A 16,051-nucleotide genomic window follows, 5' to 3' on the forward strand; every position below is an offset into this window, starting at 1 on the left:
ATTGAAAATCTTAATGTATTCTTAGGGTTGAACAGCCGAAGTACGGATGCGAAGAGAACAAGGTGGATTTAAATAGCGTATTAAATTTAGTACTAAGCATACTGAAATGGTTAGTTGCTATATTGCTTATTATAGTTATTGGCTTTGCCGTTTTTATTTGGCTGAGTGACATGGTCTAATCCATTAGACCATGTCATCTGATGGCGTCGCAGCATTCACCTTAAGCTGCGGGAAATAAGCGTCAGTACAGCAGATAGCTGAAAGGGGTGGCTAGCTTTAATCTATCACCTGCTCATATCGAAGCGTGTTGGTATATTAAGGTTTGTTTACTAGGTCAATAAGAGTGATTTTATTTATCTGATGAAAAGCTTTATGTTAGCTTTTCTCACATACTGTTACAAAAATACATGTCTTTATTACATGTTGTTACAAAGTGCTATGGGTATTTTTTATCCCGTGGTAATCTCGCCATATTATTTTTTGTTATGCCCCGTGCGTGATCTCACATCAGTAGTGATGATGTAGCGCGCAATAACTTAATCAACAGGACTTCGACAATGCGTTTTAGCTCAAAGCTATCAACCACGATTATCATTTTATTAAGCACCTTGCTCTTGGCCTGTTCTGATGGCGCTGACAATGGAGAGCCGTCAATACCTACGCCAGTACCAACGACGCCCGTATCAACAACACAAACACTATCAGGGGGGGCAGTTAAAGGGCCACTGGCGAATGCGATTGTCACAGTTTATGCCTTTGATAGCGCGCAGGCCGGTTTTAAAGGGGCAGTCATCGCGAGCGGCACAACAGATGCCAGTGCCGCTATTACCGGGCTGGCTTTGCCGACGCCATTAACGCCACCGTATATCATGGAATTTACTAGTACGGCGGGTATCACCATCGACATCACTACGGGTGTTTTCCCCTTTATAAATACGCTCAGCTCTGTTATCACCCAGGGCTTACTCGACTCGGGTGAGCCCGTCTATGCGACACCGCTAACCACCCTTGCCCTGAGTGTTGCAATTAATCAGTCGACGAATGAGGCAACGGCGGCAGAGTTTTTGGTGACACTATTAGCCGCCGCAGAGCAGGTGGCTAAGACCTTTGGTTTTGGTATGCCGCAGCGTGTTGATATTTTTGTGACTCCCCCTTTAGTGAATAACGCAAGCGATACCCTCGAAGCGCTAAGCGACACCCTTGCTTATCGCACCGCCATCGAAGCTTTTGCGGCCGTCACCTTTGAGATGGAGCAAGATGTCAGCACGACAAGTGATGTCAGCGACATTATCACTGAACTGGCAAAAGACTTAAGTGACGGGGTGATAGACGCCCGTGTCAACGGTGTCTCTTCTGAGGTGTATAACACCGCCACTTTGACCCAGTTAAGCCAGGACCCAACGGGTTTAACCATACCTAATACGACGCTTACTGTGGCCGAGGTGGCCAGCATGTTAGTCGATGAAACCAACATAACGGGCACAACGACTTCAACCGCTGAGCTAAGTAATGGCGCTATTACGGTCACCATCGAACCGGTCACCAGCATTATTGCACGCTGGGGTGAGTTCAATTGGAATGACGGCAGTACCTGGCAATAAGACATAAAAAATAAACAAGACCTACGTATCTAACAAACAGGCACATAGAGAGCAGAAAACACCATGAATAACAAAATAATAAAAATAAAAACCAAGACGAGCCTTTACTTGATGCCCATTATGCCAGCGCTTGCACTGATAACGGTATTGGCTAGCCCGGCGCACGCAGCCGACCCCGTGCCAAACACATTGAGTGCCGGTAGCCCAGCGGTGGCGGAAGAGCTGAATGCTAATTTTGAGCATGTGATTGAGTCAATCAACGGTATGGCATTAACACCTGGGCCACAAGGAAATACCGGTGCACAAGGTGCTCAGGGAACAAACGGTAATACCGGTGCACAAGGTGCTCAGGGAACAAACGGTAATACCGGTGTCCAGGGAGGCCAAGGTATTCAGGGGGCTATAGGGAATACTGGCGCACAAGGCGCAAAAGGCAGTAATGGCGCGACCGGACAGAACGGTGCAGATGGAGCCGGTTTGAAGCCAGGAACAGAACCCGGTCAAATGCAATATTGGAATGGCAATACATGGAGCATAATAGATGCACCGAATGCGGATATAACGGGTGCGCAAATGCTGACCAATACTGATGGTGTATTTAGCTGGAAAGCCATCGAATCCACCATAACCTACGCCATCGGCGACGTGGGGCCAGCAGGAGGATGGGTATTGAGCATTACAGACCAAGGTTTACACGGAATAGAGATATCGCCAGTCGATCTGAACGACCAGGAATTGGTATCATGGGGTTGCCGCACCGATAGTTCGGTTCATCATTACGGGGGTAATAGTATGGACGGCCAGCAAGCTACTGCACAGCTACTCGCCCACAGATGTTCAGATGGATATGAGGCTAGTAGTTCATTATTTATCCCCGCACTATTGGCAGACAACTACGCGCTAAATGGTTTTAACGACTGGTATTTACCCTCACGCGATGAATTAGCTATATTAACTGACAACTATGACGTGGATTTGATAGCAAAATACGACATGCCCGGGGAAGCACAATATTGGACCTCGAATACGTCTGGCCCCACTTCAGCTTGGAATTTATCCATGAACGCCACCCCCGATGGGGCACCTGGTATCCAATCCCTTGACAAAACTGTGCCATCCAGAGTACGTGCTATTCGAAAGTTTTAGCGAAATAAATATGAAATGTTATTTCGTGTTCAATGTATAGAGCATGCTCTATAAACATCAATTGTAATCCAACGGCAGACCATCGCTGCCAACGTTTTACATAGCGTCCCAAAGAACAAGCCACCTTACTTAAGCTGGCTTTTTTCACACTTAGTTGCTCATAAAACTGCCGGTAATGCAAAGCGTGTTTTTCTAGTGTTTTTGCTGTCACGGTTAAGTGTTTACCAGTAAAATAATAACCGATAAAATCCCAGCCCTGACTGATTTTTCCCATAAAAGTTTTATACAATGCTTGCGCGATTTTTAATTGATTAAAGTGCTGATTGACTCTTCTCACCGGCTGGCGTAAATGCCAATGAGTTGTGGCTAACACTATGATGTCATCCATAAATCGGTGATAAAAATAACGGCTATCACCTGCCATTTGACTAATAAAAACATCGCTAGGAAAGTTAATTAAAAAGACAATTGCACTGGCAGGCTTTGCTAAGTAATCTAGAGGTTTCTAGGATTACTTAGCTAAAAAATGTTTATATCAGCACTTAATAAGTTGCTTAAAAGACAGAGAATAGTTGGCCTTTGCTCTTTTTTCGCTCATTCTTCGTTAATTTTAGTGAACTTTATTGTTGTTTAATAAAACCTTAGTTTTCAATAAATTCATCTGGTCATAAAAATAGGTTATTTTTACATGATAAAAGTTGGTGTAATAGGATACGGATATTCAGCTAAAACATTTCATATTCCCCTGATAGAAACATCTGAATATATGGAGTTAGTCGCGATAAATAGTTCTCAAAAAGAATTAGTAAGGGAGCAACATCCTAATATTGCCATTTTTGATACGGCACAAGCGTTAATAACGAGTGGAAACCTTGAATTAATTGTCATCACAGCGCCAAATAATGTGCATTATTCATTGGCAAAATTGTGCTTAGAACATGGCATTAATGTCGTTATAGAAAAACCTATGGTTACCACCAGTGTAGAAGCGCAGGAGCTAGTAGACTTAGCTAAAGAGCAGGGGTTATTACTGTCTGTTTTTCATAACAGGCGGTGGGATGGGGATTTTTTAACGGTTAAAAAGCTTTTAAAAAACAACCAACTTGGATATGTTCGATACTTTGAATCTCATTATGATCGTTTTCGACCAATCGTTAGGCAAAGGTGGAGAGAACAAGCAGGAAAGGGCTCTGGAATATGGTTTGATCTAGGCTCGCATTTAGTGGATCAAGCAATCAATATTTTTGGTCTGCCTGAGGCATTAACGGCAAGATGTTTACCATTAAGAGCAAACTCTCAAACTACGGACTATTTTCACGTGCAACTTCATTATGAAAATATTGAGGTTGTTCTCCATGCAAGTTCATTTTCAGCGGCTCCCAATATGCGCTTTCGTATTGAAGGAACAAAAGGAAGTTTCATTAAATATGGTTTTGACCCGCAAGAAGAGCAACTAAAAAAGGGTATAAGCCCAAAAAATTCCTTGTATGGTGTCGAAAATGAGGAAAATTATGGTCGTTTATACTCTGAGTTTTCGAGTACAGCGATAGAAACTGAGCAGGGCTGCTACAAGCAATACTACTTAGAAATTGCTCAAGCTATAAAGTTAGGTGGTTGTAATCCAGTTAATCCAGCTGATGCAGTAGAGGTTTTAAAGATACTTGAATTAGCGGAAATAAGCAGTGAGAGTGGTAAAAAAATGATGTTATCTACAGGTAAAAACTATGATCGACTGAAATAGGACAAATAAAATTTGTTTTTTGCGGCTGTGTCGCTTATTTTAGCCAACTATATTTTCCCGCTGAAATAGCTGTAAGGTTTAAAATGAATATTCTTTGTCCAAATTGTCAAAATGCACTTATTTCAAAAAGTGATGTAAACAAGTTATTACCCCTTAAACGGTTTGGACTCTCTGAGGTAAAGTGTAAAAGCTGCGGTAGCCTTTGTGTTTCAACAGGAAAATCCAAAAGCATCTGGTTTGCTATTTTTTTAGCGACATTAATATTTTTAATGCTTACGGGTAAGCAACTGGTAGAATTTAGCGGCTATGACTCAGACGTTCGTATTGTTGTACTGCTTGTGGTTTATTTCTTCGTAAATTGGCTTTTTTCTTATATCTGGCCAAAAGTTATCTCTGTAGAGTTAAAAAACGGGCACTGAGTAACACTAAGCTTACTAAGTTTTTGTTCCATGTAGGTTGGACTTCAGTCCATCAGGTTTTAAAAAAACAGCGCTCAGTTTTAAGTTTTGAGCTGTCAGATTTAAAGAAAAATAGCTTTCAGTTTATTTTTCTATTTGGCTTTATCCGACTACGTTTTGTATTCGCGGTAAGCTTGACGGACTAAAGTCCGACCTACAAAAAAATCACTAAACGTTTGTCCCATGTAGGTTGGACTTCAGTCCATCAGATTTTAAAAAAAACAGCGCTCAGTTTGAAGTTTTGAGCTGTCAGATTTAAAGAAAAATAGCTTTCAGTTTATTTTTCTGTTTGGCTTTATCCCACTACGTTTTGTATTCGCGGTAAGCTTGACGGACTAAAGTCCGACCTACAAAAAAATCACTAAACGTTTGTCCCATGTAGGTTGGACTTCAGTCCATCAGGTTAAATGAAATTTAACGGTTATTGGCATAAATGCTGATAAAAAAATATGTCGCTGCAGATGTCGGTTGACCTATTATGTTAATTGGCTGCTAAACGTTTGTCGCATGTAGGTTGGACTTCAGTCCATCAGGTTAAATGAAATTTAACGGTTATTGGTATAAATGCTGATAAAAAATATGCCGCTGCAGATGTCGGTTGACCTATTATGTTCATTGGCTGCTAAACGTTTGTCGGACTGAAGTCCGACCTACAAAACCGATAAAAGATCTACAAAAAAATGATAAAAAAATGCTTAAAGGCAAAATTATCACCGGTAAAAGCAATCTTGGTTCAATACTCATTTTTCTAACCTTTTGTAATTAGACTTCATAACCTAATAATCGTTGTTGTTAAAGTAGGTTATTCGCCGATCTGCATATATACCCGTTCCACCTTAAGAAGCAGGTTTGTGCAAGTCGACAAAGGTTTAGCCAGAAGACGTGGATTACTTCAGGAAATCATGATTTTTGCCTATAGACTAGCCAAAACTGTTCAAAACCTCCCCGATATTTTTGTTAAGAGAATAACCACTATTATTTTATCGCGCCTTGATCTTATTTCCTCGCTTAACGCTGCAACTACACCTTAAAATGGCCTGGGTATCACACTGATCTTAAATAATATCTTTGCTTTAACTTCAAATGAAGCGAAAGATGTTTAGTTTATCTAATATGCTTTTTATTCAATGATTTTCAATACCTATGAGACAACAACCGCTAGTGTTATCGTGCGTGATGTGGTTAAATTTAACTATAAAAACCCTGGCTAAAAAGGCGCGCACTTGTTCTATCTTTATCCCGCTAACAAAATGGAAAATTTGTTAGTGCTGCTTGATAAAATTCAGCAACTCTCCCCACTTCCTGTTTTCGCTCAAGACACTGTTATTGTGCAAAATGCCGGTATGCAACATTGGCTGAATATGTCACTGGCCGAGCAGCGAGGCATTAGCATGAATATGCGTTATGCCTTACCATCACAATTTTTGTGGAATTTAATTAGAAATTTAGCCAGCGATGAAGACGTGCCTGAGCAATCGCCTTATTCACGAGAAGTACTTGCTTGGCGCATCGATACTTTATTAGCCTCAAATGAAGTCATTGATGATGTCTCGTTTCAAATAGCCAGTGATTATTGGCAGGCTAAAGCCAATAACTCTGAAAATGTTAACAATACGGTTAATCGCTCTATTGCTAATAATAGTGCGGCTAATAAAAACGCCGCTGGTCAAAGTTACAGTGATGCTGAGCAGTTAAAACGTTATCAGTTGGCTTGTCAGTTAGCTGATTTATATGAGCAATATTTAATATTTCGTCCTGAATGGATCCACGCTTGGCACCAAGGTGAATTTAACGCTTTTGATCAACAAGCGAGTGAGCATTCAACAATATCAGATGATAATCAACAAGATATTGAAAGTAATGCTATTTGGCAAGGCAAGCTTTGGCATTTATTGGTGCGCGAACAACCTTATAATCCTCGTGAACTGGTCGCACTGGCGATAAAAAACTTAAATAACCTTGACCGATTAACAGCACAAGCGTTACCGCATCGCTTATCATTTTTTGGCATTAATGCCATGGCGCCACTTTGGCTTGAGTTTATTAATGCCTTAAGTGAAAAAATTGATGTGCATTTTTTCCATTTAAACCCTTGTTATGCTTATTGGGGCGATGTGGTGACAGAAAAAAATGCCATTGAAGCTTGGCTCAAAGGCACAGACTTTTCGGCGGAACAAGTCAATGAGGTGAGTGATGAAAGTATCGATAAGCAAAGTCTTAATGCTGATTTAGCCGATATAAACCAGCCAGTAGGTAATCCTCTCTTAGCCAACTTGGGCCAGCAAGGCCGAGAATTTATGGCGCTTTTATATCAGTACAGCACAATCAATATTGAGGTTTTTGAATCAGCCGTTGCAGACTTAAATAGCGCTGAGCAAGCCAACCCCAGCCCTGAAGCCATTGCACAAATTATGTCACAAGCCAATGTTTTAGCGAGTGTTCAGCAAGACATTTTATCTTTGTCAGATGCTCGCCATCAAGAGCCGCAAAGCCCTGAACAAGCGCCAAAAGTTGATGGCTCAATTTTGATCACCAGTGCTCACAGTGCTTTGCGTGAAGTGCAGGGTCTACATGACTGGTTATTACATCAATTTAATCAAGACAAAAGCTTAACGCCAAAAGACGTATTAGTAATGTGCCCACAAGTTGAGCAATATGCGCCTTATGTTAATGCCGTTTTTACGCGAGGTTGGCAAGATGTTGCTGACGAAGTGCCACCGCTACCTTGTTCGATTGCTGATCGCATTAGTAAAGACGCCGAGCCGTTAGTAGCCGCGTTTGCCCAGTTATTAACCTTGCCCGATAGCCGCTTTCAAGTGTCAAGTTTAATTGCTTTATTACGCTTGCCGGCGATGCAATCTCGTTTTGGCATTAACCTTGACGACATCGAAAAAATTACCCATTGGCTTGAACTTTCTTGTGTGCATTGGGGTTTAGATAAAGCCCATAAACAACAAGTGTTAACGCAAAGCCAAGCGGGTGACGTGAGGGAAGAGCATCATAAGCAAGAAAATGAACCAGTGGCTTCAGATCTCAACAGCGCCAGTAACAGTTTTACTTGGCAACAAGGTTTAAGCCGTTTAATGCGCGGTTTTGCTTTTGCAGATCATAGTGTGATTTACCAAAATCAGCTGCTATTGCCCACCATCGAAGGCAGCGACAGTGAGCTACTGGGCAAACTCATGTTGATTATTGAGCAATTACAACTAACCGCTATTAGCATGTCAAAAGCACGCACAGCCGTGCAATGGCAGCAATTTTTGTTTGATCTATTGCAACAACTTTTTGATGACGAAAGCGATAATGGTTTGAATATTATTCGCACCGCTATTGAGTCGTTAGTGGAATATTGTCAGCATGGCGCTTACGACAGCGCAATTAGTTTGGCGGTTATTCGTGACTTTTTAAATAGCCACTTCAGTCAGCCCGATCCGGGTCGACAGTTTATGATTGGGCAAGTTACCTTTTGTTCTATGCTGCCTATGCGCAGTATTCCCTTTAAAATCATTGCGGTATTAGGCTTGAACGATGGCGAATTTCCACGTCAACGCCAACCACTCAGTTTTGATTTAATGACCACCACACCCGCGCAACTGGGTGACAGATCGCGCCGTGGTGACGACCGATATTTATTTTTAGAGGCGATAATTTCTGCCCGCCAAGCTTTGTATTTAAGCTATCAAGGTAAAAATATTAAGAACAATAAAGACCGTCAACCGTCGTTGGTATTAAAAGAGCTGATGGAATATCTTGCTCGCGGTTATGGTTGGCAGTTACTCGGTTTAAACGCCGAAGCGGCAACTAATGTAGAGGGCCAAGTTAGACAATTACCTATGCAGGCGTTTAGCGAGAAAAATTACCTAGGTGCATTTGCCAGCTTTGATGCCAACTGGTTACACTTGCGCCAAGCAAAAGTTGAACTTGGCAATGGAACTACCCATGCATCAGAACATAGTGTTGAAGATATTTCGACAAATGTTTCAGCAAATGTTTCGACAAATAGCACAGAGCATAACCTAGAAGGAAGCGTAGAAAATAACACCACAACAGCTGTTGATACCAACACAGCCGGCAATCCTGAAAATTTATCAGCTAATGATGTTATTCGCTTTTATCAGCATCCTGGGCGTTATTACGCTCAACGAGCACTTTATTTGTATTTAGACAACACCAATACATTGATTAATGACGTAGAGCCTTTTGTACCTAACCGACTCGATAGCTACTTGCTAAGACAAGACTTGCTGAGCTATTACCTAGCACCAGCGCAAAGTAAACAAAGCTGTGATGAAATATTACTTAGCGCTAAGCTGTCAGGAAACTTGCCCGACTTACCCAGTACTGATGAGCTAATACAAGGTTGGCAAAAAGACAGCGAAGATTTCAGCCAATTCATTATCACTGAATTAGCGAAAAATGAAGGCTTAACCCTTGAGCCCATAGATTGTAGCGTCACGCTGAATTTAGCTGATGCTTTAAGCAATAAAGTACTTTTTGATGACAGCCTATATTCAAGCAATGAACTAGCTAGCTTAAAAACTGTGTTACCTAAAAGCTTAACCCTTGATAGTAAATTGACTATTGTTGATAACAAGGCGGTGTTTTATCGCAGCAGTAGTGCAAAAGCGAAAGACTTATTCACCTTGTATTTACAACAACTTATTGTTCAAGTTGCACAAGTTGAGGCTTTACAAAGCAAGTCAGCACCAGCGAAACCCCCATTATATGCCAATGTGGCCGCTACACATGGTTATTATTTTGACACCAAAAGCCAAAAGCCAAGCCAATTCTACTTTAGTGATATTAACGATGCCAAAGGGCAATTATTATGCTTAATCGTAACGTTTTATTTAGGCCAGCAGCAACCACTATTACTTAATGGTGATATTGCAGAGAAAATACGCAAGAGCAAAGTCTTTGAACAAACACAGTTTGAGCAGTTTTGGTCTGACAGTAATAGCTTTCAAGCCTTTGGTGATGATGCCTATGTACAATATTTTTGGCCACAATGTCCTGATTATCAAAAAATTTCACCCAGATTACTTGCTTTGTATCAGCCAATGTTCGATGCCCTGCAGTCAGTAAAGGTAGCAGCAAAAGGGCAGGGAGCTAAAAAATGAAAAATTTAAACGCCAATACTATTGAGCTGCAAGGCAAACATTTAATTGAAGCCAGTGCCGGTACAGGTAAAACGCATAATATCACCCGAATATTTTTACGCTTATTGTTAGAGCGAGAATTACCGATTGAACAGATTTTGGTGATGACTTTCACCAAAGACGCGACAGAAGAAATTCGTGGTCGTATTGATGATTTTATTCGAGAAAGCCTACACAGCTGGGATAGGTTAATTGTTCAGGATGCTTACTTTAAAACCTTGAACCAAAATCTGGTCAATAAAAATATTGGTAGTCGAGAAGTCAAAGCGCGCTTAAGCCAGGCCTTATTGTATATCGACGAAGCCGCTATTTTTACCATTCATGGTTTTTGTAAGCGTGTGCTGAACCAATATGCTTTTGCCAGCGGTATTAGCTTTAATGCCCAAATGGAAACTAACACCCAAGATATTACCTTAGAAGCCTGCCAAGACTGGTATCGCGTATTGGCATTAGGGGCCGAAAATAACGGCCAAGCCTTTAAGTTGGTCAGCGAATTTTGGCCAGAGCCAGCTACTTTTATTAATCAGTTTTCTAAAGCGTTAGCGACACAAAACGTATTGAACGTGCAAGACCCAGAAAATATTAGCGTTGAATTTAAAGGCTTAGTTGAGCAAGCCATTGCTAGTTTAGATGCCAATATAACCATGTTAACCACCTCGCTAATTGAGGTTAAAAAGGGCGTAGAACAAGAAAAACGCCAACAAGAGTTAACGCTATTACTCAATTGGTTAGCAGAGCTATCGGCTGATGTAGCAGGTAAGCATGGTAAAATGCCTGATGCTTTTATTGATGGTCGACGTTACGGCCGCTCGAAAGTGAAAAGCGAATTAATGGAAATTTTTACCGCGGTCAATAGGGTTAAAAAACAACATCCTGATTTAGCAAAACAGATTAGTCGCGCACAAGCCTTGTTGGTGGTGAGAAAGGGCATTTATCATATCCGGGCAGAAATCACCCGAAAAAAACTGCAAGCGAATGTGATGGGCTTTGACGATTTAATTAGCACCTTAAATGATTGTTTGACGGATAAATCAGGGCAAGCGCCTGACCAGCTGCTAGCCAATAGTATATTTGCTCAATTTCCTGTCGCGCTTGTTGATGAGTTTCAAGATACCGACCCGCAACAGTTCTCGATATTAAAAGCGATTTATTATCATCAGCCCAGTGCGGCACTTTACATGATAGGCGATCCAAAACAAGCCATTTATGGTTTTCGTGGTGGCGATATTTTTGCCTACCTTTCAGCGCGAAACGACTGCGACCATCAATGGTTAATGGATACCAATTGGCGCTCAAGTGCTGCCATGATCACCGGCTATAATCGTTTGTTTTACGGTAATAAATTATCTGATGATGCGGTTGATGTTTTTGGTTATCAAATTCCTTATTTACCGGTTAAAGCCTCAGCCAAAGCGCACGAAAAAGTGTTTCCAGATAGCGAATTTAATGCCCTACAGTTTATTCACTTTAATGTTGAAGCTGATATTAAAAGCAAAGACGGTAAAGAAAAAGCCGTTAAACAAGGCTATCGCACGCAAATGTCGGCTTGGTGTGCCAATGAAATTGTCAGGCTCTTAGCTTGCCCTGAACTTAACATGGCGAGTGGCGATGTTGCTTTATTGGTCCGCGATGGTGCTGAAGCGGCTGATATCAAATTTGCCTTAAACCAATGTGGTTTAGCTAGCGTGTTTATGAGTAATCGCGCCAACTTATTGCAAAGTGATGAAACCAAACATTTACTGCAATTATTAAAAGGTATTTTGTTTTTAGAGAATGACCGTTTATATACCGCCGCATTAGCCAGCCCATTAATGGGCTTTAATCGTGAAAAGTTATTGCAACTACAGCACGACGAACAACAATGGCAAGCATTAAAAATTAGCTTTGAAAAACTGCGTAATGAATGGCAGTTTAAAGGCTTTATCAGTATGGCATTGCAGTTAATGCATCAACATTTTCATATTGAGATTAGTGCTGCAGACAACAGCGCTGACGATAAGCATAATGCGGATAGAATATTAACCAATTTATTGCACTTGTTTGAATTGTTACAAGGGGCAAGTCAACGACATCGTCAACCGCAAGAGCTGTTATTTTGGTTTGAACAACAAAGTCAGATAGACAACCCAGAAGTTGAAGCTGAGCTACGTTTAGAAAGTGACGAAAACCTGATCCGTATTATTACGCAACATGGCTCTAAGGGTATGGAATATCCGGTGGTATTTGTGCCGTTTGCCACACGTCATAAAGACCCGCTTAAGTTCGGTAATCGTCAGGTCAGTTTTATTGAATTTCATGATGAAAACGGCGTGTTACAACAGAGCCTAGACGGTAACGACGATGCGAAAACCCGCATGGCGTCAGAAGCTTATGCTGAAGCTATTCGGCTGTTATATGTAGCGGTTACTCGCGCGGAAAAACGCTGTTATATTCTCAGCACGGCTTTCGACCATTATGAAAATTCTCCCTTAGGTAAAACATTAAAATGGTCGGCAGATACTGATATGGCAACCAGCTTGCAGCAATTAGCGCAAGATAATCCTGATGAAATAGCACTTGCAGTCTTAGACAACTATTTAGCCGAAGACAGCTTATCACAAGAAACCTTATCAAAAGAAACGCTATCAAATGAAACCTTAGCTAAGCAAATTTCAGTCACTGGCAATACCAATATCAATACCCAAAGCACTAATGATGAAATCAATGCCAAGGTTATCGTTGAAAACCAAGCTCAAGTAGCGCGTTTTAATGGCAAAATTGAGCGTGATTGGTGGTTAAGTTCATTCTCCGCTTTGAGTAAAAATTTACGCCATAATGGTGTTTCTTCGCCTGATCGAGATAATCAAGAAACCGAACTTGCTGATCAAGGCGATAATACCTACAACGCACTATCAAGTGATATTAACGAGTTACGTTTTACCTTAACCAAAGGTGCACAAACCGGTAATCTACTGCATGATATTTTAGAACAAACCGACTTTTCAGCCCCTGATTGGCAAAAAAGCTGCCATTGGCCACTGGTAAAATATGGCGCTATGGATGGTGTAATAGAAAATGCTTCAGATAGCACTTTAAATAGTTCAGGAGAGAGTTCAACCGAGAGTGCCGAAAATACACCGCAAAGCCATGGCCAAACACAGTTAATAAAATGGTTAGAAGAGGTATTAAACACGCCACTTAACGTTAATAACTCTTGCTCTTTAGCTCAGCTTGAGTGGCAAGATACCTTACGAGAAACCGAGTTTTATTACCCCATGCGCTCGGCAAGTAGTAGCTTATTAACAAAACTGCTGACCGAGCATAGAAATAGTAATGCCAGTAGCAAAATAGCTAAAAATCATCGAGTGCATCTGCCTTCTTATCATCAACTTAAAGGTATGATGCATGGTTTTATCGATTTGATTTTTCAGGCCGATGGTAAATATTATGTCTGTGATTATAAGTCTAGCCATTTAGGCGATCACTATAGTGATTATAACGATCTGGCTATGCGTCATAATATCGAAAAAAATCATTACGACTTACAATATCTTATTTATGCTTTGGCATTACACCGTCATCTAAAATATGCCTTGGCTGATTATGATCCCGAACAGCATTTTGGCGGTATTTATTATTTGTATTTACGTGGTATGAGCAACCAAACTCAGCATCAAGATTGTGGTGTTTATTATCGCCAAATTACCCTCGCAGAATTAGATCAACTTGATGATATTTTTGCTGGAGAAACCACTAATGCCTGAAGTCATGATTAACCATAAAGCAAAAAGTGAAAATATTTATGCATCGTTTCAACATGCGTCAAGTCAACTTGATGGTTTGGTTGCCGTGGATTATTTTTTCGCTAAAGAAATCAGCCAGTGTCTGGGTTTTTACCTGACTAATAACTTAGCGGATAAACCGACTAACGACATGCCAAGTGATGAACAACTGTTATCAAATCAACAACAATGGTTTCATTTGTTAATCGTTTTAAGCGCGAGTCTGCGAGACGGTCATAGTTGTTTACCCTTAGCACAAGTCGCAGGTAAACGACTCTTTAGTGATGGCACAAGTCAAAGTGCTGGTGTGAACGAAAACCCGATAAACAACTTAGTGGTTACAACAGATACTAAGGGCTTTATATTTGCAGACCTTAAAACCCTAACGGCGCTAATGGAAAAACTGCCTTTAGCAAACTTGGAGCAAAAAATAGAAGCTGAGCAGCAACCGATAGTGTTAAGTCATGAACGACTTTATTTACGGCGCTATTATCAATTTGAGCAAGAGCTAAAACAGCTAGTGCGAGAGCGACGAAACAGTAGAGAGAGGCAAGTTGAATCAGCGGAGAATGCCCATCAAGCAAAATGTGAACTTGATACCATCAAAAGCATTGTCAGCACTTTGTTTCCTGACTTGGCCGCACAGAATGAGTTACCAAGTAGCGCAATTGACTGGCAAGGTGTTGCCGTAGCCAATGCAATGAATAAAGACTTTGCCATTATTGCCGGTGGTCCGGGTACAGGCAAAACTTATACCGTGACTAAACTGCTTGCTGCCTTGGTAATGTTAGCCATAGCGGATAGCGAAGCCTCAAGTCAAGGTAGCCAAAACTTAACGGATGAAAGCTCAAATAATGAAAGCTCAAGCGAAATAAGCGCAAATAGCGCAAGTTTTACGGCCCCACGAATCGCCTTAGTAGCGCCAACCGGTAAAGCAGCACAACGCTTGTCAGAATCAATCACCAATGCGGTTCAAGGCTTTCGTGGTAGTATTGATGACAAAGTATTAGACCTTATTCCAGAGCAAGCACAGACCCTACATAGATTATTAGGCGTTATTCCTGATCAGGTCAATTTTCGCCATCATCAAGAAAATAAACTCGCGATAGATATTTTACTGATTGATGAAGTCTCTATGGTCGATTTACCTATGATGACGCGAATTTTTCGCGCCTTACCCGCCACAACTAAAGTCATTTTATTGGGTGATGCTGATCAATTACCTTCAGTGGCGGTTGGCAGTGTTTTAGCTGATTTTGCAGCGCGTCCACACTTAGGTTACAGCGCTTTAAATCATCAATATTTAGCCCAAGTAACCGGTTATCAAACGCTGACAAAAGACAGCAGCGCATTAGCGGCAGATGAGCAATATAGCGCCGGAGATTGCGTCACCTTTTTAATGAAAAGTCGTCGCTTTGATGGCGAAGGTGGCATAGGTAAAATCGCCAATTATGTTATTAAAGGCCAATATCAAGAAAGTTGGCAGTTATTGCAACCCAGCGAGCCACTGAGTAACGACAAGCAACTCACCTTATTATCGGGCACTATTGAAACTTGGCTGACACCCTTGGTTGAGCAGTATTACCTAGGCCTTTGTCAATGCGATAAAGTTGAAGAGGCCTTTGCTTTATTGGCCAAATTTAGAATTTTATCGTCAACTCGTAAGGGCCCACAAGGGGTCGAAAGCCTAAATGCTTTAGTAATTGATATATTGCGTAATAAAGGGGTAATTCCTTTTAATCGCTTTGAATCAAGTAATACCTTATACGCCAGCCAACCGATAATGATCAGTGAAAATGACTATCGCTTGGGTGTATACAATGGCGATATTGGCTTGCTATGGCGTAATAGCCAGGGACATTTAATGGCCGTATTTGAGAATACACAGGGTGGTTATGACTGGATAATGCCGTCGCGTTTGCCTAAATTTGAAACGGTTTATGCGATGACTATCCATAAAACTCAAGGTAGTGAGTTTGAACATGTCGCTATGGTGCTGCCCGAGCAAAAAGACAATAGATTATTGTCGCGTGAATTATTATATACTGGCATTACTCGAGCTAAGCTGCAGTTAAGTATTGCTAGCAGTCAGAGCGTTTGGCAAAGTGGCGTAAGTCAGCAAGTTAAACGCCATTCTGGCTTGGCAATAAACTAGCTTTATCACCCTAGTTGTTCATCTTTATTG

Annotated in this window: 8 protein-coding genes; 7 read left to right on the forward strand and 1 reads right to left on the reverse strand. The window is 41.2% G+C overall.

Annotation, left to right across the window (positions count from 1 at the left end; genetic code table 11):
• Positions 1-557: 557 nt before the first annotated feature.
• A complete protein-coding gene (locus tag H4J59_RS02500) occupies positions 558-1,601 on the forward strand; it encodes a hypothetical protein (protein WP_182236526.1) in 1,044 nt (347 codons plus the stop codon).
• Positions 1,602-1,664: 63 nt separating this feature from the next.
• Complete coding sequence (locus H4J59_RS19605) at positions 1,665-2,747, forward strand: DUF1566 domain-containing protein (protein ID WP_182236528.1); 1,083 nt, start codon at positions 1,665-1,667, stop codon at positions 2,745-2,747.
• Here H4J59_RS19605 and H4J59_RS02510 read toward each other — a convergent pair.
• A complete protein-coding gene (locus tag H4J59_RS02510; protein ID WP_182236530.1) occupies positions 2,731-3,120 on the reverse strand; it encodes a hypothetical protein in 390 nt (129 codons plus the stop codon). The genes H4J59_RS19605 and H4J59_RS02510 overlap by 17 nt on opposite strands.
• Positions 3,121-3,435: 315 nt before the next feature.
• Here H4J59_RS02510 and H4J59_RS02515 point away from each other — a divergent pair, with 315 nt between their 5' ends.
• From H4J59_RS02515 to recD, 5 genes are all read left to right on the forward strand, one after another.
• The gene (locus H4J59_RS02515) at positions 3,436-4,488 is read left to right on the forward strand and encodes an oxidoreductase (RefSeq protein ID WP_182236532.1); all 1,053 of its coding nucleotides are present in this window, start codon (positions 3,436-3,438) and stop codon (positions 4,486-4,488) included.
• 83 nt (positions 4,489-4,571) lie between these two features.
• Entirely contained in the window at positions 4,572-4,907 is a 336-nt protein-coding gene (locus tag H4J59_RS02520) for a hypothetical protein (protein WP_182236534.1), read from the forward strand.
• Positions 4,908-6,169: 1,262 nt separating this feature from the next.
• Positions 6,170-10,066 (forward strand): exodeoxyribonuclease V subunit gamma, encoded by a 3,897-nt coding sequence (locus tag H4J59_RS02525; protein ID WP_182236536.1) that lies wholly within the window; start codon positions 6,170-6,172, stop codon positions 10,064-10,066.
• Entirely contained in the window at positions 10,063-13,848 is a 3,786-nt protein-coding gene (recB, locus tag H4J59_RS02530; RefSeq protein ID WP_182236538.1) for an exodeoxyribonuclease V subunit beta, read from the forward strand. The genes H4J59_RS02525 and recB overlap by 4 nt, the downstream gene beginning before the upstream one ends.
• Positions 13,841-16,021: an exodeoxyribonuclease V subunit alpha gene (gene recD, locus H4J59_RS02535; protein WP_259369362.1), complete on the forward strand. Its 2,181-nt coding sequence runs from the start codon at positions 13,841-13,843 to the stop codon at positions 16,019-16,021. Before recB ends, recD begins: the two co-directional genes overlap by 8 nt.
• Positions 16,022-16,051 lie beyond the last annotated feature (30 nt).

It is taken from the genome of Colwellia sp. MB02u-10 (genome assembly GCF_014077185.1).
In the GTDB taxonomy this organism is placed as follows: Bacteria; Pseudomonadota; Gammaproteobacteria; order Enterobacterales; family Alteromonadaceae; genus Cognaticolwellia.

What these genes read in the sequence shown, in the direction of transcription:
- H4J59_RS02515 (WP_182236532.1), top strand. Translation starts at nt 3,436, where the DNA reads ATGATAAAAGTTGGTGTAATAGGATACGGATATTCAGCTAAAACATTT.
- H4J59_RS02500 (WP_182236526.1), top strand. Translation starts at nt 558, where the DNA reads ATGCGTTTTAGCTCAAAGCTATCAACCACGATTATCATTTTATTAAGC.
- H4J59_RS19605 (WP_182236528.1), top strand. Translation starts at nt 1,665, where the DNA reads ATGAATAACAAAATAATAAAAATAAAAACCAAGACGAGCCTTTACTTG.
- H4J59_RS02520 (WP_182236534.1), top strand. Translation starts at nt 4,572, where the DNA reads ATGAATATTCTTTGTCCAAATTGTCAAAATGCACTTATTTCAAAAAGT.
- recB (WP_182236538.1), top strand. Translation starts at nt 10,063, where the DNA reads ATGAAAAATTTAAACGCCAATACTATTGAGCTGCAAGGCAAACATTTA.
- recD (WP_259369362.1), top strand. Translation starts at nt 13,841, where the DNA reads ATGCCTGAAGTCATGATTAACCATAAAGCAAAAAGTGAAAATATTTAT.